The following is a 21,694-nucleotide window of genomic DNA, read 5'->3' as shown; positions in this document are numbered from 1 at the left end:
CGGTTCTCCCGTTCAGAAGCTGAAACTGGCCGAGGCGCCGAACTGACGGGGCGGAGCATAGCCCGCGATGCCGCCGTAACCGGGCGAATCGTAGACCGTCGAAAGATAGCGGGCGTCGAGCAGGTTGGTCGCCCAGACCCCGATCGACCAGGCGCCGCCTTCGGGCTTGTAGGTCAGCGTGCCGTCGACGAGATGCGTCGGCTGGATCTTCGAGCGCGGGGTATCGAGGATCGCGGTGTAGAACTTCGAGCTGGTGTAGGCATAGGACAGGTCGCTCACCAGGCTCGCCCCGTTGCCGAGCGGGATGGCGAAGTTGACGCCGACGGTCGCGTTCCACTTCGGCGCGTTCTGCAGGCGAAATCCCTTGAGGTCGAGCGCCTGCCCCGAGACCGCATCGGTGTAGAGGAACTCCTTGTACCGGGCGTCGAGATAGGCGAGCGAGGCACGCAGCGTCATGCCCTCGACCGGGACAGCTGTGGTCTCGAGCTCGAAGCCTTTGATCTCGGCCCTGCCGGCGTTGAGGATGCGGTTGCCCTGGGTGTTGGTGGCGCGGTCGAAATAGATCTGGGCGACCTGCAGGTCGCGATAGTTGGTGTAGAACGCGGCCAGGTTGATGCGCAGGTGGCGGTCGAGCAGATCGGCCTTGATGCCGCCTTCGAAGGTATCGACCTTCTCGGGATCGAACGGGGTCGCGCCATCCGCCGGTACGCCGACGCGCGCGGTGAAGCCGCCCGACTTGAAGCCACGCGCCCAGCTCGCATAGAGCAGCGTGTCATTCGTGATCTCGTAGTCGGCGCCCAGCTTCCAGCCGACGTTGTTCCAGGCCTTGCGCCCGCCAGTGGTGAAGCTGCCGATCACCGTATTGCCCTCGCCCGTGTAGTTCGAGCCCGCCGGATTGCCGATGCTGGTGATCAGGCTGGGGGCCGAGATCGTGCGCTCGTGGGTGTAGCGGATGCCGGCCTGCAGCTTCAGCCGGTCGGTCGCCTGCCAATAGGCCTGGGCGAAGCCCGAGATCGAATAGTTGTCCTGGTCCTGCAGGTTGGTCTGGAGCAGGCCGGGCGCGGCGAACTGCAGGCGGTAGGCCTGGATATGGTCGTAATGGTTCTTCAGATAGAACCCGCCGACCAGCACGTTGAAGCTGTCCGACAGTTCCAGGTTGGTGCGCAGTTCTTGGCTGAACTGCCAGCCTTCCGTCCGGCGATAGGTATCGTTCTTGAAATCGGGCGTGCCGTCCTGGTCGGTGAATTCGCGCAGGCGGAACTTTTTGTAGCCGGTGATCGAGGTGATGTCGCCCAGGCCGCTGTTGCGCAGGTTCATTGTCAGCGTGCCCGACCAGGTGTCCATGTTGGACTCGTCGGGGACCGAGTTGTTGGCACCGAAATACTTGTCCGGCGCGGAGCACTGGCCGCCGCCGGCGCAGGGGCTGACGTACATGTTGAGCACGCCCGGCGCCTGGTAGATTGCCTCGCCGGCATAGGCGCCGCTAATGACGATCGGCGAGCCGTTGCGCGCGTTGACATATTCGCCCTGCAGCGTCGCGTCGAAATCGCTGCTCGGCGTGAAGCGCAGGTAGGCACGCGCCGCGTCGAGGTTCTTGCGGCCGAGGTCGGTGCCGTCGACCACGTTGGTGACCCAGCCCTTCCGCTGCGTGTGGATGCCCGCCACCTTGAGCGACAGCACATCCTGGACGAGCGGCGCTTCGATCGAGCCGGTGACGTCGAAGCGATTGTAGTTGCCGTAGACGGCTTTCACATGGCCACCGAACTCGCCCTTGGGCTGCGCGGTGACGACGTTGATCACGCCGCCCGTGGTGTTGGCACCGAACAAGGTGCCCTGAGGTCCGCGCAGTACCTCGATCCGGTCGATGTCGTAGAGATCGAGCAGCGCGCCCATCGAGAAGAACTGCGGCACGCCGTCCACCACGATCGACACGGTATTGCCCGCATAGGGATCGGGCTCGATCACGCCGATGCCGCGCACGGTGAAGACCGCACTCTGCGGCGTGTTGGCGAAATTGTCGATCTGGACGTTGGGGATCATGCTCTGCAGCGCCTGGAGCGAGGTGCCCTGGGTCGCGCCCAGCGCCTCGCCGCCGATCGCGGTGATCGAGATCGGTACGTCCTGCAGGTTCTCGGACTTCTTCTGCGCGGTGACGACGATTTCGCCGATGCCGCCGGCGGACTCCTCGACCGGCGCCTCCTGCGCCTGAGCCTGCGTGACGAATGCCAATTGGCCGAGCGCAAGGCACGAGCCGATCCAGAGCCAGGTCTTCATCGAACGTCTCCCATCACGAATGGCGTGCCGCCTTTGCTGGCGGCATCGATCTGCGCGGACCTCACGCGAGGCCGCGAAACACGTGTCTTCGGCTTTGGCGGTCGGCCGCGGTTAGCGGCGACCTTCCAGGTAGTCGTTCAGCACCTCATGGAAGAAGCGCACCCGCGTCTCCTGCGCGGAAAGGTAGGCGTCCCGGTAGCCGCGCGAATGCATGCCGCGCTGCTGCCCCTCGGCGAGAAGCATGTCCTGGTAGACGATCTGGCCATGAATCTCGGGCACGCCGCGCCCCTGATCGAAATCCCGACGCTGGAACGACGCCTCACGCAGCGGCTGGGGCCCCGCCATGACCGATTCCACCTCGGTCTGACCCGCGACCGGAAAGGCCATGCACCATAGGTCGAAGGTGCATTTGCCCGGATCTTCCGGATGCGGCTCGGTGCGGAAGAAGACGAGGTTGTCGGGAAGGAAGCTGATCGTGACGTTGGGGAAGATCACCGTGTGCGGACTGTCGGTGATCTCCTCGTCGTCCATGTTCTCGTAGTGGACATAGCCGCGTTCCCGCCAGAGCCGCTTCTTCGCGGCCTTGAGGTCGAGCCAGCCCTGCATCGCCTTGGTTTCGAAGTCCGGATAGGCGGCCGGATCGATGTCCCATTGGCGCAGGATCGCATCGAAGGGATGGTCGGCGCCGTCGGGCAGGCGGTCCGATAGTGAGGGGCGCATCGGCTGGACGGTGCGGCCGTGCCCGCCTGCCCACATTTCGTGCCGGGCGGTATCGACATCCTGGTCGATCCACGGCGGCACCTGCGGGTGCGCGGTGCGCGTGTGATAGCTTTCGGAGAAGTTGTCGGTCGCGAACTTCCAGTTCGTGTCGAGATCGATCTTCATCCAGAACACGCGCACGGCGGTGTCCATCGGATAGTTGCGATAGAGCTCGGGCATCGGCGCCAGATAGTCGAGCAGCTCAGGCGCATCGTTGTCCATGGTGTACCAGACGAAGCCGCCCCAGGTCGCGCAGCGCAGTTCCTTGAGCTTGAGCTTGCCGCAGGGATTGCCCTGAGGGAAATCCTCGGGGTCCTGCGCCGAGGCGAGCACACCGTCCTTGCCCCAGATCCAGCCGTGATAAGGGCACTGGAAGCGGTCCTGATAGCTGCTGCCCCAGACGAGGCGCTGCCCGCGGTGTCCGCAGGCGTTGTAGAACGCCTTGATCGAGCCGTCCTCCTGCCGGACGCAGAACACGGACTCGTTCATGAAATCATGGACGACATAGTCGCCTGCGTCTTCGAGCTCGGCCGTGCGGCCGGCGACATGCCAGATGCGGGTCCACATCTGGTCCCATTCGCGCTGCATGAAGTCCCGCGAGGTATAGCGATCGCCGGTGATCGGATCGCCGCGCAGGTTCGCGGGATCGCGGCCATCGAGCGTCAGCGCATCAAGCTCCTGCCTCGTCACAAGGCCTCCTTTCCCTCTCACGAAGCGCGCGGCTGTTCGATCAGGCCGCGTCGTTGAGGGATGGATAGCAAACTAGGTCGGTCGACCAACCTATCAAAACGATCAGGATGGGTTCTGCAAGCTCTCTAGACCGCTGGCGAAGAAGCGCAGAGCCGGCTGCGCGATGTCTTCCAGGCGCCCGACCGAGTGATGGTTCTGGCTGAGGTCGTCGAGGAAGCCGGAATCCTGAACCATGAAGATCAACGCGGCCTCGATCAGGTAGACGCCCGCCAGCAGGTTCTTCTCGCCGATCTCGGGACGATGCCTTTTGAGCCGGTCGACCAGGATTTCGGAGATCGAGCTGAGCTTCCCCAGGATCGGCCGCAGTTCCGGCAGACGGTAGGAACTCATGAGGTGCGAAGTCATGATGATGTAACTGCGCAGCGGATCCTCATCCGTGGATACGGCGTGCAGAAACGGAAGGATGAAGGCCGTGACCATCGCTTCCAGATCGAGTTCACCGGCTGCCTTCTCGTCAGCCTGAGCGAAGCTCGCCGCGATCGTTTCACGGAGCAGGCCCAGTTTTCGCTCTAGGGCGGCGTCAAGGATCTCGTGCTTGTTACCGAAATGGTAGTGCACCAGCCCCATGCGCACCCCCGCCTGCTCGGCGATGTCGCGTAGCGAAGTTCCAAGATAACCGTTGCTGCCGAACAGGACCTCCGAAGCGTCGAGGATCTGATTGCGGGTTGCATCTCCTCTGGCAGTGGTGCGTTCCCGCGGCTTTTTCGCTTCGGCCATGACCCGCCATACATCCAGGGCTGAACATGATGTCCAAGCCACCCCGTGGATGCACGAGCGATCCGACGAGCGCAACCGCAGGTTCCTCGCGCTGTTCCTGGAAGAAGCGCGCCGAGAACGTACGGCGGGTTTCAAGTCGCGCGTGAGGTAGCGTTACGACCGCTCTGTCGGCGAATGAGGGAATGCGATTTCATCCACCCTCGATCTGCGGATCCAGCAGAGGCTTCATCATCATGACCGCCTCGTGCCGTCCGCCGACGCCCAGTTTGCGGTAAATCGGCGTAAGATGCGTCTTTACCGTCGCCTCGGCGACTTCCAGTTCGCTCGCGATCTGCTTGTTGAGATCGCCCCGGACCAAGGCGGCAAGAACCTGCCTTTGGGCCCGTGAAAGAGAGAAGAGTTTCTCAGCTAGAGCATCACAGCTCTCGCTCTCGTGACCTTCAGGGAAACACCGTTCCTTGGCCAACAACTGGCGCACTAGGCCGACGATTTCCGGGAGTGGTGTTCGTTTCGATATAAAGCCCGCAGCGCGGATCGAGCGTGAAGCTTGAATGACTCTGGGCTGATCGTAGGCCGAGATAATCGCAATCGGTACAGTCCGAAGGACATTCTGGATCCGTATGAAGCCAGAAAAACCTCCGCTGTCAGGTAGATCGTAGTCCAGCAATACCAATTCAGGTTCTCGGAACTGGATAGCTTTCAAAGCCGATCGGATATTACCAACATCCTCCAATATCAGTTCAGGAAATTCTACCTCCAAGGCTTTTCTAAGAGCGTCTCTGACCAATGGATGGTCATCTACCAATAAAATACGTGGACCAAACGCCATGCCGATTGCTCAAATGTCCTGAGCAATAAACTATCATCCAGCCCGCGCTTTACTAAATCGCTTTCAATCCAAATCGGACCGAGCAACCAAATTTTCATTCTCGTCGAGCCTCGCCCCGTCGATCCGACCTCGGTCCTCCGCGGCGGTCGGCGAATGAATGGCCGCTACGAGCGCTGTCGTCTGAGCTACTCATCATCCGCCATGTCTGCGACATCGCTCACCACGCGGAGCCGATGGACATTGCCTTTGTGTCCGACCGGACAAATTATGAAGCCGGATCGCGCGTAGAAGCGACCGGTGTCCGAAGGAGAGAAGAATGCCGATCGAAATGGCCGCCATTGCCGATGGATGGCACCGCTGGTGAAAGGACGCCTCTGGCCCTGGCTCAACTCGATCCGGGCGCACATGATCCTCCTTGCGCTGGGCACGATCGCCGCGATCACGGCGATCAACATCATCGCGATCAATATCGATTACGGCCCTTCTTCGAGCCCGGTCTCGCTCTACGAGATGACCCGCATCGTCCGCGGTCTGGAGATCGTACAGATCCCGCCCAAGCTCATCGAGCGTGGGCGCGTGGCGCAGGCGCCGGCCAGCGAGGGCAGCGCCGAGCGCGTGATATCGCGGCTGCTGGCGGCCCGCCTGGCGCTTCCCGAACGCGACGTGCGCGTGCGATTGCAGTCCGACCGCTACCGCCCGCAGGTCATAGTCGACGAAGCGCGGATCTATGCCGACGAGGGCGCCGCCAATCCGGCGCTGCTCGGCGGCTTCACGATCTACATCAGGCAGACCGACGGCGCGTGGCATACCCATTCGCGGATCGTCGACTATTGGCAGGCCCGCTCGGTCCGGTTCTGGCGCTATGCGACCTACTATCTCGGGATCCTGATCGTCCTGCCGCTGGCGATGCTGTTCAGCGCGCGGTTCAATCGCCCGGTCCAGGCTTTCGCGGCTTCGGCCGACAGGATCGGGGCCGGCCGCTACGATCGCCCGGTGCCCGTCGCCGGCCCGACCGAAATCCGCCAGGCGGCGGTGGCGCTCAACGACATGCAGGAACGGATCGCGCATCTGGTACGCGAACGCACGGCGCTGGTCGGTGCGATCGCGCACGATCTGCGCACGCCTCTGTCCAACCTGCGCTTCCGCATCGCCAATGCCGACGCCGAGACGCGGGCCTCCGCCGAGGCGGAAATTCGGCACATGGAGCAGTTGATCGGCTCAACACTCGACTATGTCGATGGCGAGGGTCGGCCGCTGATCGCCGAACCGCTCGATCTGGGATCGCTGCTGCAGACCCTGGCCGACGATTGCCGCGATCGCGGCGCGAACGTCGCGTTCGTCCCGACGCAAAAGCTCACGGTTCGGGGCGACATTATCCGCCTCCGCCGCCTGTTCGGCAACCTGATGGAGAACGCGCTCAAGTTCGGGAGCCGCGTGGACCTCACCTACGACCGCGACGGAGACGCAGTGGTCGTCGACTTCGTGGACGACGGCCCGGGCATGGCCGAGGAAGACCTACCCCGCGCTTTCGATCCCTTCTTCCGCGGCGAGCGATCGCGCAATCGCAGCACGGGCGGGATCGGCCTCGGCCTCGCGATCGCCGAATCCGCCGCTCGCGCACACGAAGGTTCGATCGAGCTGAGCAATGTCCCCGGCGGCTTCCGCGCCCGCGTGCGCCTGCCGATCGGCGCGGCCACAGCCACGGCGATGTGAGCGCGCGATGGAAACGCCCCCCAGCAAGATCCTCATCGTCGACGACGAGCCCTCGGTCCGGTCGGCGATCAGCGACTATCTGTCGCGCGAGGGCTTCCACGTCCTCGAGGCGGGCGACGGCGTGGCGATGCGGCGCGTGCTCGACGAACACGCGGTCGCCATCGTCCTGCTCGACGTCATGCTGCCCGGCGAGGACGGCCTGAGCCTGGCCCAGTCGCTGGCGGATCGCCAGGACATCGGCGTCATCATGATCTCGGCGCTCGGCAGCGAGGCGGACCGGATCGCCGGCCTCGAATACGGCGCCGACGACTATCTGCCCAAGCCGGTCTCGCCGCGCGAACTGCTCGCCCGCATCCGTGCACTCCAGCGTCGCTTCAAGGGCGTGGGCGCAAACCCGCCGGGCGGACTTCGCTTCGAATTCGCCGGCTGGCAACTCGACGCCGTGCGGCGAGTGCTGCGCGATCCGGGCGGCGTCGTGACGAGCCTGTCGGACGGCGAATTCAGCCTGCTCCTGGCCTTCGTCGAGCATCCGCAGCGCGTGCTGAGCCGCGATGAATTGCTGCACCTCGCGCGCGGCAGCGATTCCGACGCTTTCGATCGCGCGATCGACACGCAAGTCAGCCGGCTCCGCCAGAAGCTGCACGGCGCCGCTGGAGACGAGGTGATCCGGACCTTGCGCGGCGAAGGCTACATGTTCCTCCCCGCGGTGAAGCGCGCCGCCGCCGGCGATGACCCGTCCCCGGCCTCATCGCGGGTCACGAACGAAATCCGCATAGATTCGCGCGCCTGCGAGGCGAGCGTGAGTGGCCGCCGGCTCGACCTGACCTTCTCCGAATTCGCGCTTCTTGCGGTTCTGGTAGAAGCCGAGGGTCAGGTCGTGGAGAAAGACGCGCTGTCGCGGCAGGTGCTCGGCCGCCCCTGGCGATCGTTCGACCGCAGCGTCGACGTGCACGTCAGCAATCTGCGCAACAAGCTATCTCCCTTTCCGGCGATCTCGATCGAGACGATCCGCCGGGTCGGCTACAAGCTGGTGACGCCCTGATACGGGCGCTCGGCGCTCCGCCGGCAAGTGTAAAGTTCATGTAAAACCGCTGGCTCCATCCGCCCCGGCGAGGCAGTCCCTCGATCGAGAGGATAGCCCAGGTCTGCACCCGCCCCGCCCCCGCTAGGGCGGCTGCAGATTGCCGAGACGGGCCCGCCGGGACGGGCAGGCACGTAGCTGCAGGTCGCTATCCTCTCGCATCGGCACAGGCCGCAAGATCGACTGGAGGGTGCGTGTGACAGCAGGTGACGGATACCGGAGACGCGCGTTCCTCAAAGGGGGCGTGGTGCTGTCTGCCGGCCTGCTGCTGGCCAGCGCCTCTTCCGAACGCGCAGCCCAGGCATCGCCGTCTCCCGAAGCCCCGCGCCAGGCCACCGGCGGCTTGCAGAACGAAGTGTTCCGCAACGGCGAGGCCGGCTTCGTCGTCACCGAAATCGCCTATGCGCTCGGCCCCGACGGCAAGGACGGCGCCTGCCCCGCCGGCATGTCGGCCGGCGTACGCGGCCTGATCGAGGCTCTGGCCAAGACCCCGGCCGGGCAGCGCGGCGCCGACGAGAACCAGCAGAGCTACGAGCGCCGCATGAACATGGCGGTGCAGACCAAGTCGGACGGCCAGAACATCTGCCTCAATCCGCAAGGCGCTTCCGCCGATCCCGGCTGGCGGATGGTCTCGGGCAAGGTGAAGGTCGATGGCTTCGATCTCGACGCGCGCGAGCCCGGCGCAAGCCGCTCGCGCAGGGTCGACACCTGCTCGCACGAGGAATTCCAGGGCACCCAGGGCGAACGCGGTGTCGACAACCAGTGGTATCGCGTCGTCGGCTGCACCACGGGCTTCCAGTCCTCGGGCCAGGCCAACAGCTGGCAGACCGAAATGTACACGGGATCCTGGGGCATCCTGATGACGCTCAAAGGCGTCGACGACCTGCGCAACGACCCCGAGGTCCAGATCGGCTTCTATGCCAACGCCGATCCGCTCGAGCTCAGCGCCGCGCGGGCGGCCCTGCCCTATGCGACCTATGCGGCGACGCAGGACGAGCGCTATCGCGCCACCACGCGCGGCCGCATCGTCGACGGCGTGCTGATGATCGATCCGGTCGACCTGCGCTTCCACAACATCGTCAACTCGATGACCGACGACCGCATCCTGCGCGCCGCGCGGGCCCGGTTCAGGTTCACCCCCGACGGCGGCATTACCGGACTGCTCGCCGGCTATACCCCGGTCGAGAACATGTACGACCTGCAGTACGGCGCACGGCACAGCCGCAATGCCAAAGGCGAACTCGCCCCCGAGCGCCTGCGGCTCGGCACCTCGGTCGGCCGCGCGGCGGTGCTCGGGCACACCTGCAACGGTGCCTACCAGGCGCTTTACCAGGCGGCCGACGGCGATCGCGATCCGAAGACCGGCCGCTGCACCTCTATATCCACCCAGTACAAGATCCGCTTCGCCCCCGCCTTCGTCGTCGATGCGCGCACGCAGAGCGTCAACGCGCCGCTGGCGCTGAAATGAGCGTCATGATCGCCAGAACCTTCAAACCGTCGACGCTGCGCCGGATCGGCCTGGGGCTTTGCCTGGCCCTGGCCGGTGGCATCGGCTGGGCCCAGCAGGGGGCGCAGCCCGAACCCGCCGCCGTGGTGGAGCCCAAGCCCTTGGGCGGCCCGCTGCTGATGCGCCGCCTGACGGAATCGCAATATCGCGCGACCATCGCCGACGTCTTCGCGCCCGACGTCGCCATCGCCGGTCGCTTCGAGCGCGGCCTGCGCGAGGACGGGCTGATCGCGGTCGGCACCAGCCACGGCTCGATGTCGGCCTTCAGCCTCGAGCAGTACGACGTCTCGGCGCGCGGCATCGCCGCGGAAGTCACCGGCGAGAAGCGCCGTGCGCAGTTCGTGCCCTGCCAGCCGAAATCGGAGAGCACCTTCGACAAGGCCTGCGCCACGCGGTTCGTGACCGACTACGGCCTCAAGCTGTTCCGCCGTCCGCTGTCTCCGCAGGAACGCGACCGTTTCGTCCAGGTCGCGCAGGCCGCCCAGGCCAAGCTCGGCACCTTCCACCAGGGCCTCGAATATGCGCTGATCGGCATGCTCGATTCGCCGCACTTCCTGCTGCGCATGGAGCGCGCCGAGCCCGATCCGCAACAGCCGGGCACGATGCGGCTCGACGGCTGGTCCAAGGCCGTCCGGCTCAGCTATTTCCTGACCAACACCACCCCCGATGCCGAACTCCTGCGCGCGGCCGCGCACGGCGAACTGCACAGCGAACAGGGCCTGGCGCGCCAGGTCGACCGCCTGCTCGCCTCGCCGCGGCTCGCCAGCTCGGTGCGCGCGTTCTTCTGGGACATGTTCCAGTTCGACGGGTTCAACGACCTGTTCAAGGACCCGGCGATCTACCCCGCCTATACCACCGCCGTGGCGCGCGACGCGCAAGAGCAGACCTTGCGCACCGTGGTCTCGCTGCTCGTGACGCAGCAGGGCGACTATCGCGACCTGTTCACCACGCGCGAAACCTGGCTCTCGCGGCCGCTCGGCATCCTCTACCGCGTGCCGGTGGCGACGCGAAACGGCTGGGAACGCGGCGAATATCCGGCCAACAGCGCCCGCGCGGGCATCCTGACCGACGTCTCGATGCTGGCCCTGCATTCGCATCCGGGGCGTTCGTCGCCGACCCTGCGCGGCAAGTCGCTGCGCGAGATCTTCCTTTGCGAGAAGGTGCCCGATCCGCCGGCCAACGTGAACTTCTCGATCGTGCAGGACGCCGTAAACCGCCCCGGATCGACCGCGCGCCTGCGGCTGGCCGAACACAACGACAATCCGGTCTGCGCGGGCTGCCACAAGCTGACCGATCCGATCGGCCTGACGCTCGAGAACTTCGACGGTGCCGGCAGCTTCCGCGCGAAGGAGAACGGCGCCGAGCTCGACCTCAGCGGCTCGCTCGACGGCAAGGACTTCTCGGGCGCCACCGGCCTCGGCCAGGCGATGCACGACAATCCCAGCGTGACGGGCTGCCTGACCGAGAAGCTCTATCGCTCGGCCATCGGCCGCGACATCGCCGGCAACGAGGAGCCTTTCGTCGAATACCTGATGGGCCGCTTCGAGGCCGAAAGCTTCCGCGTCCCGGCGCTGATGCGCGCGATCGCGCTCAGCAAGACCTTCTACGCCGTATCCCCGGCGCTCGATCAGGGACCGCAACGCACGGCCGCCGCTGCCGCGAAGAAAGGAAACCGCTCATGACGCAGCTCAACCGCAGGACGATCCTGCGCGGCATGGTGAACGGCGCGAAGGTGGGCATGGCCCTGCCCTTCCTCGACATCTTCCTCGACGTGAACGGCGAAGCCCTCGCCGCGACCGGGCAGCGCCTGCCGGTACGTTTCGGCACCTGGATCTGGGGCTGCGGCTTCATCCCCGAGCGCTGGATCCCGACGGCCGAAGGCAGCGGCTACACGATGCCGCCCGATCTCGAGCCGCTGGCGGCCTACCGCGATCAGATGGCGATCTTCTCGGGCTTCGACGTCAAGCTCGACGGGGTCGCCAACAAGCCGCACATGACGGGCAATCTCGGCCTCCGCACGGGCATCCCCGTGCCCACCGAAACCGTCCGCGCGCCGACCTTCGACGTGCTGATCGGCGAAGTGATCGGCCAGGGTTCGCGGTTCCGCTCGATCGAGCTCAGCGCGTCGGGCATCGAGCGTTCCTATTCGTTCCGCGGCGCCGGCTCGCCCAATCCCAGCGAGGTCTCGCCGGTGGCGCTCTATCAGCGGATTTTCGGCGAGGGCTTCCAGGATCCCAACGCCGCCTCGTTCACCCCCGATCCGCGCACGATGGTGCGCCGGAGCGTCCTCTCGGCCGTGACCGACGATCGCCAGCGACTGATGAGGACACTGGGCGCGGCCGACCGTCAACGGATGGACGAATACTTCACCTCGGTTCGCCAGCTCGAGCAGCAGCTTGAACTCCAGCTGCAGCCGCCGGCCAAGGTCGAGAACTTCACGATGCCGCAGGCCCCGGCGGAGACCGTGGTCGACGCCGACGTCGAGCACGTCATGGTCAACCACAAGATCATGGCTGGCCTGCTGGCCCAGGCGCTCGCCTGCAACCAGACGCGCGTGTTCAACATGCTGTTCTCGGACACCGCGTCGAACCTGCGCCGCTCGGCCTCGTCGGACACCCACCACACGCTGACCCACGAAGAGCCGGTCAATCCCAAGCTTGGCTATCAGGAGCAGGTGGCCTGGTTCGCGGCGAAGTCGATGGTCGCCTGCCGTGACTTCGTCGATGCCCTGGCGGGCATCAAGGAAGGCGCCGGCACCTTGCTCGACAACACGCTGCTGTTCGCGCACTCGGACTGCTCGATCGCCAAGTCGCACGCGGTCGAGGGTATTCCGATGATGGTGATCGGCAAGGCCGGCGGCCGCGTCCGCACCGGCTACCACAAGGCCGGCCGCGCCGACGCGGCATCGCGCGTGGGCCTGTCGATCCAGCAGGCCATGGGCGTCCAGGTCGAGAAATGGGGCACGGGCTCGATGGACACCAACCGCACGGTGACCGAGCTGGTCGCCTGATGACCCGTCGCAACGAAAGATCCAACCGATGAAGTCCAGACATGCCCTCGCGCTTCCGGCGCTGCTCGTGGTGGCGATCGTCCTGACCGCTCCAGGCGCCCAGCCTGCATCGGCAGCCGAGGAGCAGATGTCCAAGGCCGAAGCCGACGGGATCATCTTCGAGAGGCAGAACCTGATGCTGCAGTTCGACAAGGACGCCGAGCTGCTGGGCGAGATCGCCGCCGGGCTCAAGCCCAAGGACAAGCTCGCCGAAGTCACGGCCTCGATCGCCGAAACCGCGGCGGCTTCGAAGGGCGCCTTCGAGCCGCGGGTGCCAGGAGGGCGCGCGAAGCCCGAAGTCTGGTCCAACTGGGCCGACTATTCGCGCCGGCTCGACGATCTCGAGAAGAACACCAAGCAGCTCGCCGAATTCGGCGCCAAGGGCGATCTGACCAGCGTCACCAACATGCTGGGCGGCGCGCTGCAGTGCAAGGAATGCCACGACGTCTACCGCGGCCCCAAGAAGCCGGCCTGAAGACGTCAGAGGGAAGAAAACGGAAAACAGATGACCATCGACAGACTGAAACCGGCGAAGCTTCGGGCTCTCGCCGTCATCGTCTTTGCCGGCATTGCGGCCGCGCCGCTCCTCGCCGCACCGGCAGACCAGATCCGCACGCGGATCGACGGCTACCGCGATCTCGGCGCGGCCTTCAAGACGCTCAACGATGGACTGCGCGCGCCCTCGCCCCAACCCGCAGTATTGCGGGCCGCTACGCAGCGGATCCGCGCGGCGGCAAGCCACCAATACGGCTGGTACCCGGCCGGAAGCGGCCCGCGGCCGGGCGTGAAGACCGCCGCCAAGCCCGAAATCTGGACGCAGGGCCCGCGCTTCCGCCAGCTCCAGGACGGCTTCGCCGCGCAGGCAGGCGCGCTCGAACGCGCGGTCGGTGGCGGCAACGTCGCGGCGATCCGCACCGCCGCGCGCAGCCTCGGCGGCAGTTGCAAGGCATGTCACGACCAGTTCCGCGTGGAGAAGAATTGACATGAACCCCAGTCGACGCAGCTTCCTCACCCTGGCCGCCACCGCCGTCCCGCTCGCCGCACTCGGCGCCTCCTCGGCCTGGGCCGCGGTCTGCTACGATCCTGCTACGCTGCCGCTCAGCCAGAAGAACCGGCGGCGCTCGATCGGCTACATGGACGTCGCCGCCGATCCCGCGCGCCGCTGCGCCGGTTGTGCCTTCTTCACGGCAGCCGAAGAAGGCTGCGGCAAATGCCTGATGCTGAACGCTGCGGTGAACGCCGGTGCTTCGTGCGGATCGTTCGCGCCGCGCGGCAAATAGCAGCCACGAATGAGCGGCTGCTTTGCGTGCTCAAAATGAGTCGCTCAATGTCGGCTTTGTCGGCGGCTATGGCGTGTAGCGTGGCTTATTTGACGGAGTTCGCCTCAGCATCGATGGCTTTCCGCACCTGAGCTTCATTGCCCTGTAGCTGCGCACGATAGCGCTTCAGGCGCAATTCCATGGCATCGTGCCGCTCCTTCAAAAGTGTCCGCGCGACGCGCTCGAACGGAAGGTTCTCGCCCCTGACAGCCCGAGCGGCCAGGTCGTTGCTCACCCGAACCTTTTCAGAGCTTACGATGTTGCTGACGCAGACCGCCGCGCTGCTGAGCGTGTTTGACGTTTGCACGGCATTGCTCGCGATGGCGTTGCTATGCTGCACGGCATTGGAGGCCCGGCGATTAGATTCGCGCACTTGCCCAAGGGTCTGGTCATATTCGGCGCGGCTGTTGACGTTTACGAAGTTGCCGCCGCCTGCATCAGACACGGCCTTCAGCGCCGCTGCTTCACTAGACGGCAAGCCGAAGCCGATGATGTTGATGATCGCACGGGTGGTACCATTGTTGATCCGCTGTGCCGTCCCCACCGGATCGCCTCCGCAAGTTTCCTGACCGTCGGACACGACATAGATGACCTGCTCTCCGCGGGCGGACGAGGGAGCGAGCAGCGCCTCCGCCTTTGCGAGCCCTGCGGCAAGGGGCGTCCAACCCACCGCTCGGACCCGGGAGACCGCTGCGCCAAGCCGCGCGCGATCATTGGACATCGGGGCAAGAAGCTCGACGCCCGCGCATGACTTGGCCTTCCCTGCTTCGCTGTTGTCGCCCTGCTGCCCGAACACGATCAACGAGGCTTCTACCGAGGACGGCAGTCCGTCGAGGAAGCGTGTGGCGGCGTCGCGAGCGAGATCGATTTTGGTCTGACCGCCGATCCGTCCCGCCATCGATCCGGAGCCGTCGATCGCGACGACGACGCGTACCGGTGGAACTCGCGGCCCGAGACCATCGCTACTCCGAGCTTCGAGCTGTACCGCATCCAGCCCGACGTCAGCAAAGCAACGATCTGGATTCTCGGCAGTGAATGGGCCGAGGTAGGCGCGCGCCTTGCCAATTTCACTGGCGCTTGCATCGCTCAGTGCCGCCGACGGGTCGTCGTTGGCCACATCTCTGGAACCGCCGCCGCATCCGCAGAGGGCCCCGAAGCCCAGCACGAGGCCGAACCACGTATGCACCCAGGTCGCGGCATGGCGTAGGCTCTGGAACATCGGCCGTCCCTTCAAGTCCAACTGGACTGGATCAGCGACGCCGCGGCCGCCATCAGCGTGCCGCCGCCCAACAGCACCGCGGCCACCCGCCAGAGACTGCGGGCCGCGAAAACCCACAGGAAGGCCGGCGGGTAGGTGAGAAGCGCCAGGATCGAACCCAGCGTCTCCCCGTCGTGCAGAGCGCGATGATGCCCCAGCAGAACGTGTAGCCGCCGAGAAACGCCAACACGACGCGGGAAGCGAGCGCGGCCTGATCGCGGCGGCTGGAGACATCTGCCTGCATCCCTCGTGTCTTCAGAAATCGATGCTGGCGGAGAGGCGGAACGTACGCGGTTCACCGAGGGTGATCGAGCCGTTGAAGAAGACACCCTGCCAGTAGTTCCGATCGAACACGTTATCCACGCTCGCCCGGAACACGACGGGCTTGCCGCCGATTTCCGCGGCATATCGCGCGCCCAGATCCAACCGCGTCCACGAGGGCAGCTTGAACGTGTTGATGTCGTAGACGTACTGTGCGCTGGTGTGGATCACGCGCCCGTTCACGGCGAGGCCGCGCAGGCCGGGCACGTCCCAATCGAGGCTCATGTTCGCGGCCCAAGGCGGGGGCACCGGGCGCCTGATTTGCCGTCGAGCAGACCGTCCTGCGTCTTCGTCAGCCTCGCTTGCAGATAGGTCACCCCGCCGAGCATGCGCAGGCCGCGCGCCAGTTCGCCGAAGATCGTCATTCGATCCCGCGATTGCGCTGCTCGCCGTTAAGGCGCAGCGTCGGCAGCGGCGTCGTGGTGTCGTCGGTCAGCGTGTTCGGCTGGGCTCCATTCTTATGGAAACGTCGGACGATGAAGACCGGAAGACTGACGCCCCGGCAAGTCCTGCGCCCGATTTTCGCGCGCCGCCGAGGGCAGTCTTCGCGGTAGCACCTGGCACTGGCAAACTTTGCATCACCATTATGAGCGCGGCCAAAATGCTGCATCGCAACACCAACTGCCCTGGCAGCACCGGAAAACGCAAATATTAACATTGACGAAATAATTAATATCCGCAACCTTCAATCAAGGGTGGGAGAGCGCTTCGCTCGACAAGCGAGGCCCAACCTGGACACCCCCTTATTCCGCGCTTCTGAGGGAAGAACGTGCCGTCATCGCCCCCGTACAATGCTGCCCGATCCGGCAACGTCCTTTCCGGGACTGGCGGCGCCTATCCCAACGGCAATCCCGCCCTCCCGTTCAACCTGCCGGGGTCACGCCATACCGACAGCGCCATTCCGCTGCATCGCAACAAGCCGGTTCAGCACGATTATCGGAGCGAGGGTCCGGCGCCGGGGAAGCTCGGATTTCGCTGGACCTACGGCTCCAACATCGCCGCGAAGAACCGGGACCCGCGCGTTCAGGTCGTGCAGTACAACGAGGACACATTCGTCCTGCGCCAGAACGTTTGCGTGCATTGGGAAGCCCCGTTCACCTATCTCCTGTTCGGGAACGACGCCGCGCTGCTGATCGATGCGGGCGCCACGGCCAACCCCGAACACTACCCCCTTCGCGAGACGGTGGATGCGATCGTCGCGCGCTGGGCCCAGGCGCGCGGCCGCAGCCGGGTTCCGCTCACCGTAGCGCTGACCTCGGGCGAGGATCTGGCCCAGAACCAGGGTCTCGTGCAGTTCGCGGGACGGAACGACACGACGATCGTGCCCAAACCGCTGGAAGTGATGAAGAAATTCTACCGGTTGGCGAGCGGCTGGCCGGCAGGTGTCGGCAAGATCGATCTGGGCGATCGCGTGATCGAGGTGCTTCCGACGCCGGGTACGCACAAGGACGGGGTGAGCTTCTACGATCCGTACTGCGACCTGCTGTTCACCGGCGATTTCCTCTATCCCGGGAAGATCCAGATCGGCAACGACAGGGATTTCGTCGCCTCGCTCGAACGCGTGAAGACCTTCGTCGCGAGCCGGCCGGTCCGGTGGATCCTGGGCGGCCACATCGAGATGATGTTCGTGCCCGGGCGCTATTACCCCCGGTTCGCCACCTACAAGCCCTACGAGCGCATCCTCGAACTAGAATCGACGATCATCGACGAGGTACTGCACCATGCGCGCGAGATCCAGGGCAAGGAGATGATGCTGATCCGCGGGGATTTCGCGCTCTACAACGGCGTCAGCCCGGATCAGCGCACCACGGCCTGGCCCAGCGACTTGCCCGCCATCAATCCGCCCCGCCCCTTTTGATGCGCGCAATGCAGGACGTCGCCATGGATCGCCGTACATTCCTCTCCGCCGCCGCCGTGACGACGACCGCGAGCGGATCGCTCGCCAGTGCCGCGGCAGCGGCGGCAAGGCCCACGCCGATCGATTTCACGAAGAACCTGCCGGCACCCGGGACCTTTCCCACCAAATGGATCTGCGGATCGTCGTCGTGCATGGACAACACCGATCCGCCGGTCCACGTCCACTGGTACAACCCCCACACGGCGATCCTGCGGCAGAACAAGGCCTACAGCTACGAGGCCCCCTTCGCGCCGCTCTATTTCGGCAACGATCGTGTTCTCCTGCTCGACGAGGGCTTCGTTCAGCTGCGCAACGACTGGGACCTGCGCGGGGTCGTGGACAAATGCATCGAGGAATGGTGCGCACGAAATGGCCGCGATCCTGCCAGCCTCGAATTGCTGGTCGCGTTCAGCCACCTGCACGTCGATCACTATGCGGCGGTGAACCAGTTCGCGGACCGCCCCAACACCCGGTACATGGGGCTGACCCACGAGGAGATGGTCGGCTTCTGGGGCATGACCAACTTCCCGGAAGAGCGCGTCACGCTCGATCTCGGCGGCCGCGACATCTTGATCTGGGGATCGCCCGGGCATGTCATCTCGGAATTCGCCTATTACGACAGCTATACCCAAATCCTCTACACCGGCGACATGTTCTACCGGGGACGCTGCTACATCAGCTTCTGGGAACCATGGTTCGCGAGCATGCAGCGCCTGATCGACTTCTGCGACACCCATCCCGTCACCCATGTCATGGGTTGCCATGTCGAGATCAGCAACGACGGACAGGACTACGCCTACGGCATGACCTATCAGCCGGACGAAGCACCGGTCGAGATGACCGTGGGACAGCTTCGCCACGCGTTCGAATTCGCCAAGACGATCAAGGAGCCGGGCATCTATTTCACCGGCACGGTCTTTCTCTGCAATCAGACGCGTGGGACCACCACGATCGACAAGAATCCCTATCGCTACGGCTGACCTTCTGGGGCGCCAGGCCTTGAGCATTGATGCGAAATCGTTTTGCGGGATCCCCAGCGTTTTTCATGAGCGGAATTCCGCTAACAAGCGCCCACTGGCTGTCCCGTCAGGCCGCTTTTTCGGCGGTTCCATTTGGTAGTGAAGCGGGCATCCGTATGAAAGACCCCGCCCCCACCTAAATTAGAAACAGCTTTCTCGCCTTACCTCTTCGAGGGAGCGCGATTTACAGGCGATCAAGACCGCGAGTGTTCCAATAATCGACACTCGTATAACATTGGGAATTCCCAACTTTTTCCGTTCAAGCCGAAGAGTAGAGCACCTTCATCATTTGCATGATTCCGGTGAATTTCGAGTCGGACCCCATGCTTTGAAGGAGTTGTTACTGCCAACCGCTTCGCGTTCGCGCCGGTACTCCGGAGGCTTCCTAGCGGCTGCCCAAAGCTTGCAGCCCCAGGTTCGCGCCGCATACCGGTCCGTCGTGGGCACACCTGGCAGTGATTGCAATGGAGGTTATCATGGCCACGCTCACGCTGAACAATGGCGCCTATTTCGACCTGACCACTGTCAATTCCGGTACCGGGAATTACGACACCTTCCTGAGAGTTCAGGCGAAAGGTTCCGAGGAAGGCTTCAACACCGATGAAAATGGCAATGTTCTTGATAACAAGGCGGCATTCACCGACAGCCTGAAATTCAGCTCCCTGCAAAAAGTAAATATCGATGGCACATTCTATTATCAGATCCGCCTCGACCTCAACGATGGCGATGACAAGAAAGACGGCGGAAATCCGAGCATAACACTCGAATCGTTGAAGCTATATTTTTCGGATGAGCCCGCCACGTCGGATCTATACGATCAGAATCTCCCCGGCTTTACTCAGATATTTTCGATGGCCAACCCTCTGCTGCTTACCGCCGACAACGGAAGTGGCCACGATGACGGCGGATTTTTCATCCCGGCCAGCCTTTTTGGCGGCGTAGGGGCCGACGACTACATCACTCTCTATGCAAAATTCACGAACTCGGACGGCGGCTTCGAGGAATTCCGTGCGCTGACGCAGCCAGATGCTCCCGATCCTGATCCCGGCAACGACATCACCCAGTACAGCATTGAAAAAACTTTCGTTTCGGTGACCGGCGGGAACGGAAACGGCTTGGCCGACCACGCTGGCGACGTGATCAACTACCAGGTGACGATCGAAAATACCGGCACCGTAGCCCTGACCGGGTTGGCCTTGTCCGACAAGGTCGAGGGCTATGATCCGACGCAACTGACGTTGTCTTCGGGCGACACGGACAACGACGGAGTGCTCGATACCGACGAGACCTGGGTTTACGACTACAGCTACACGCTGACCCAGGCGGACCTCGACGCGGACGGCTACAGCAACAAGGACGGCAAGCTCGACAACACCGCGACGGCCACGACCACGGAACTGACTGACCCGCAGACCAGCAGCGCCAGCGTTGACCTCGTGTACGATCCGAAGCTCGCAATCGAAAAGAAATTCACTTCGGTGACGGGAGGCAACCTCAACGACAAGGCCGACCGTGCTGGCGACGTGATCAATTATCACGTCACGATCGAGAACACCGGCAACGTCTCGCTGACCGGGGTCGCCTTGAGCGACCTTCTCGAGGGACAGGCGACGCCGGTGGGACTGCCTTCGGGCGACACGACCAACCCCGGGGTGCTCGATGTCGGCGAGACCTGGAGCTACGACTACAGCTACACGCTGACGCAGGCGGACCTCGACGCGCGCGGCTATAGCGACAACGACGGCAAGCTCAACAACACCGCCACGGTCGACACGAGCGAAACCGATCCGCAGAGCAGCAGCGCCAGTGTCGACCTCATCTATGATCCGAAGCTCGCAATCGAAAAGAAAGTGACCTCGGTGACGGGAGGCAACGGCAACGACAAGGCCGACCGTGCTGGCGATGTGATCAACTATCACCTTGTTATCGAGAATACCGGCAACGTCTCCCTGACGGGCGTGGCCTTGAGCGACCTTGTCGAGGGGCAAGCGACACCCGTGGGGTTGCCTGCGGGCGACACCACCAACCCCGGCGTGCTCGATGTTGGCGAAACCTGGATCTATGACTACAGCTACACGCTGACGCAGGCGGACCTTGATGCCCGCGGTTACAACAACAACGACGGCAAGCTAAACAACACCGCGACGGCCGACACCAGTCAGACCGATCCGCTGAGCAGTAGCGCCCAGGTCGATCTCGTCTTCGACCCGAAGATCGAAATCGAAAAGCAAGTCTCCGTTGATGGTGGCGCGACCTGGTCGGATGCCGATTTACCGAGCGGACCTTTCGCGCTTCCAACCTCGGATATCCAGTTCAAGTTTATCGTGAAGAACACCGGCAACATCACGCTGACCGGGGTGACACTCAGCGACAACAAGCTTGATCTCGATCCTGGATCGGGGACGACCCACAGCCTTGACCCGATCGCGCCGGGTCAACAAGCCGTTTGGGTCTTCGGCGACGACCTTGACGAGGTCGTGACCTTCGTCATCGGCCAACACACGAATACGGGCACCGCCACTGCCCAGGCCGGCGGCACGACGATCTTTGCCACCGATGACGCCAATTACTGGGGCGTGCTGGGCGAAGGCCTGTCACATGGCTACTGGAAGAACCACGGCCCGGACGATGGCGACCGTAATGATTGGGATATTTCGGCTCAGGCGGCGAGTTCCTTCGAAACCTTCTTCCAACTTGGCACTCCCAACAATATCAACTGGCAGATTGGCCCCATGGGCAAAAAGGGTAGTGTCGCCAGCGACATCACCTTCGAACAGGCACTCGGTCTAACTGGCGGTGGCGCGCAGGCGCTGGCTCGCGAGGCCGTTGCAGCCATCCTCAACATCAGGGACGAAGATATTCAGTACGGTTACACGGAGGCCCAGGTCATCACGATGGTCAAAGGGGCCTTTGCCAGTGGCAATTTCGATACGGTGAAGAACCTGCTCGAAAACGAGAACACCTCTGGCAACTGGATGTGACAGTTCGGACCGGTCGCGGCGCGCAGGTCGACGACCGGTCCCCGTCCCACGACCCGTGTTGAAATCCTCAAATCAATGTGGGATTCCATATGTTTAAGGCATACCAATTCGCCGGCTTCCCGGATCTCTTGCGGGCGGCCGGAACATCATCAGCGATTAACTTTGATTAACCTCCGGCCGAGAGGCGAAGTTTACCCCCTCCCGTCATTCTGAATGTCGA

At 64.0% G+C, this 21,694-nt stretch carries 18 protein-coding genes; 11 read left to right on the top strand and 7 right to left on the bottom strand.

Going from position 1 to position 21,694, the window contains the following annotated elements:
• Positions 1–12 precede the first annotated feature (12 nt).
• From OLX23_RS01725 to OLX23_RS01710, 4 genes are all read right to left on the bottom strand, one after another.
• Complete coding sequence (locus OLX23_RS01725; RefSeq protein WP_264442528.1) at positions 13–2,274, bottom strand: TonB-dependent receptor; 2,262 nt, start codon at positions 2,272–2,274, stop codon at positions 13–15.
• Between the two features lie 111 nt (positions 2,275–2,385).
• Positions 2,386–3,723: an aromatic ring-hydroxylating oxygenase subunit alpha gene (locus OLX23_RS01720; RefSeq protein ID WP_264442526.1), complete on the bottom strand. Its 1,338-nt coding sequence runs from the start codon at positions 3,721–3,723 to the stop codon at positions 2,386–2,388.
• A 102-nt stretch (positions 3,724–3,825) separates the two neighbouring features.
• Positions 3,826–4,500: a TetR/AcrR family transcriptional regulator gene (locus tag OLX23_RS01715; RefSeq protein ID WP_264442524.1), complete on the bottom strand. Its 675-nt coding sequence runs from the start codon at positions 4,498–4,500 to the stop codon at positions 3,826–3,828.
• Positions 4,501–4,690: 190 nt separating this feature from the next.
• Positions 4,691–5,329, bottom strand: coding sequence for a response regulator transcription factor (locus OLX23_RS01710; protein ID WP_264442522.1), 639 nt, complete (start codon positions 5,327–5,329; stop codon positions 4,691–4,693).
• A 360-nt stretch (positions 5,330–5,689) separates the two neighbouring features.
• Between OLX23_RS01710 and OLX23_RS01705 the strand changes: the two genes are divergently transcribed.
• From OLX23_RS01705 to OLX23_RS01665, 8 genes are all read left to right on the top strand, one after another.
• Entirely contained in the window at positions 5,690–7,042 is a 1,353-nt protein-coding gene (locus tag OLX23_RS01705; RefSeq protein WP_264442520.1) for a sensor histidine kinase, read from the top strand.
• A 7-nt stretch (positions 7,043–7,049) separates the two neighbouring features.
• Complete coding sequence (locus OLX23_RS01700; RefSeq protein ID WP_319641285.1) at positions 7,050–8,084, top strand: winged-helix domain-containing protein; 1,035 nt, start codon at positions 7,050–7,052, stop codon at positions 8,082–8,084.
• 286 nt (positions 8,085–8,370) lie between these two features.
• Positions 8,371–9,591, top strand: coding sequence for a hypothetical protein (locus OLX23_RS01690; RefSeq protein ID WP_264442519.1), 1,221 nt, complete (start codon positions 8,371–8,373; stop codon positions 9,589–9,591).
• Between the two features lie 5 nt (positions 9,592–9,596).
• Complete coding sequence (locus tag OLX23_RS01685) at positions 9,597–11,312, top strand: DUF1592 domain-containing protein (protein ID WP_264442516.1); 1,716 nt, start codon at positions 9,597–9,599, stop codon at positions 11,310–11,312.
• Positions 11,309–12,640, top strand: a complete 1,332-nt coding sequence (locus tag OLX23_RS01680; protein ID WP_264442515.1) for a DUF1552 domain-containing protein — start codon at positions 11,309–11,311, stop codon at positions 12,638–12,640. Before OLX23_RS01685 ends, OLX23_RS01680 begins: the two co-directional genes overlap by 4 nt.
• A gap of 28 nt (positions 12,641–12,668) precedes the next feature.
• Complete coding sequence (locus tag OLX23_RS01675) at positions 12,669–13,154, top strand: cytochrome c (protein WP_264442513.1); 486 nt, start codon at positions 12,669–12,671, stop codon at positions 13,152–13,154.
• A gap of 30 nt (positions 13,155–13,184) precedes the next feature.
• The gene (locus OLX23_RS01670; RefSeq protein WP_264442510.1) at positions 13,185–13,661 is read left to right on the top strand and encodes a c-type cytochrome; all 477 of its coding nucleotides are present in this window, start codon (positions 13,185–13,187) and stop codon (positions 13,659–13,661) included.
• 1 nt (position 13,662) lies between these two features.
• Positions 13,663–13,959 (top strand): twin-arginine translocation signal domain-containing protein, encoded by a 297-nt coding sequence (locus OLX23_RS01665; protein WP_264442508.1) that lies wholly within the window; start codon positions 13,663–13,665, stop codon positions 13,957–13,959.
• A gap of 85 nt (positions 13,960–14,044) precedes the next feature.
• Here OLX23_RS01665 and OLX23_RS01660 read toward each other — a convergent pair whose 3' ends face one another.
• The 3 genes from OLX23_RS01660 to OLX23_RS01650 all read right to left on the bottom strand — a co-directional run bounded on the left by OLX23_RS01660 (position 14,045) and on the right by OLX23_RS01650 (position 15,942).
• Entirely contained in the window at positions 14,045–15,217 is a 1,173-nt protein-coding gene (locus tag OLX23_RS01660; protein ID WP_264442506.1) for a vWA domain-containing protein, read from the bottom strand.
• Between the two features lie 294 nt (positions 15,218–15,511).
• On the bottom strand, positions 15,512–15,802 hold the full coding sequence (locus tag OLX23_RS01655) for a TonB-dependent receptor (RefSeq protein ID WP_264442505.1): 291 nt from the start codon (positions 15,800–15,802) through the stop codon (positions 15,512–15,514).
• Positions 15,799–15,942: a hypothetical protein gene (locus OLX23_RS01650; RefSeq protein WP_264442502.1), complete on the bottom strand. Its 144-nt coding sequence runs from the start codon at positions 15,940–15,942 to the stop codon at positions 15,799–15,801. Before OLX23_RS01650 ends, OLX23_RS01655 begins: the two co-directional genes overlap by 4 nt.
• Before the next feature lie 404 nt (positions 15,943–16,346).
• Between OLX23_RS01650 and OLX23_RS01645 the strand changes: the two genes are divergently transcribed.
• From OLX23_RS01645 to OLX23_RS01635, 3 genes are all read left to right on the top strand, one after another.
• On the top strand, positions 16,347–17,435 hold the full coding sequence (locus OLX23_RS01645; RefSeq protein ID WP_264442500.1) for an MBL fold metallo-hydrolase: 1,089 nt from the start codon (positions 16,347–16,349) through the stop codon (positions 17,433–17,435).
• Between the two features lie 23 nt (positions 17,436–17,458).
• The gene (locus OLX23_RS01640) at positions 17,459–18,454 is read left to right on the top strand and encodes an MBL fold metallo-hydrolase (RefSeq protein ID WP_264442498.1); all 996 of its coding nucleotides are present in this window, start codon (positions 17,459–17,461) and stop codon (positions 18,452–18,454) included.
• Between the two features lie 515 nt (positions 18,455–18,969).
• The gene (locus OLX23_RS01635) at positions 18,970–21,474 is read left to right on the top strand and encodes a DUF11 domain-containing protein (protein WP_264442497.1); all 2,505 of its coding nucleotides are present in this window, start codon (positions 18,970–18,972) and stop codon (positions 21,472–21,474) included.
• The last annotated feature ends 220 nt before the right edge of the window (positions 21,475–21,694 follow it).

The sequence above is a fragment of the Novosphingobium sp. JCM 18896 genome, assembly GCF_025938095.1.
GTDB lineage: Bacteria > Pseudomonadota > Alphaproteobacteria > Sphingomonadales > Sphingomonadaceae > Novosphingobium.
The sequence above is the reverse complement of the archived record's forward strand: the minus strand, read 5'-3'. Positions and strand labels throughout refer to the sequence as shown.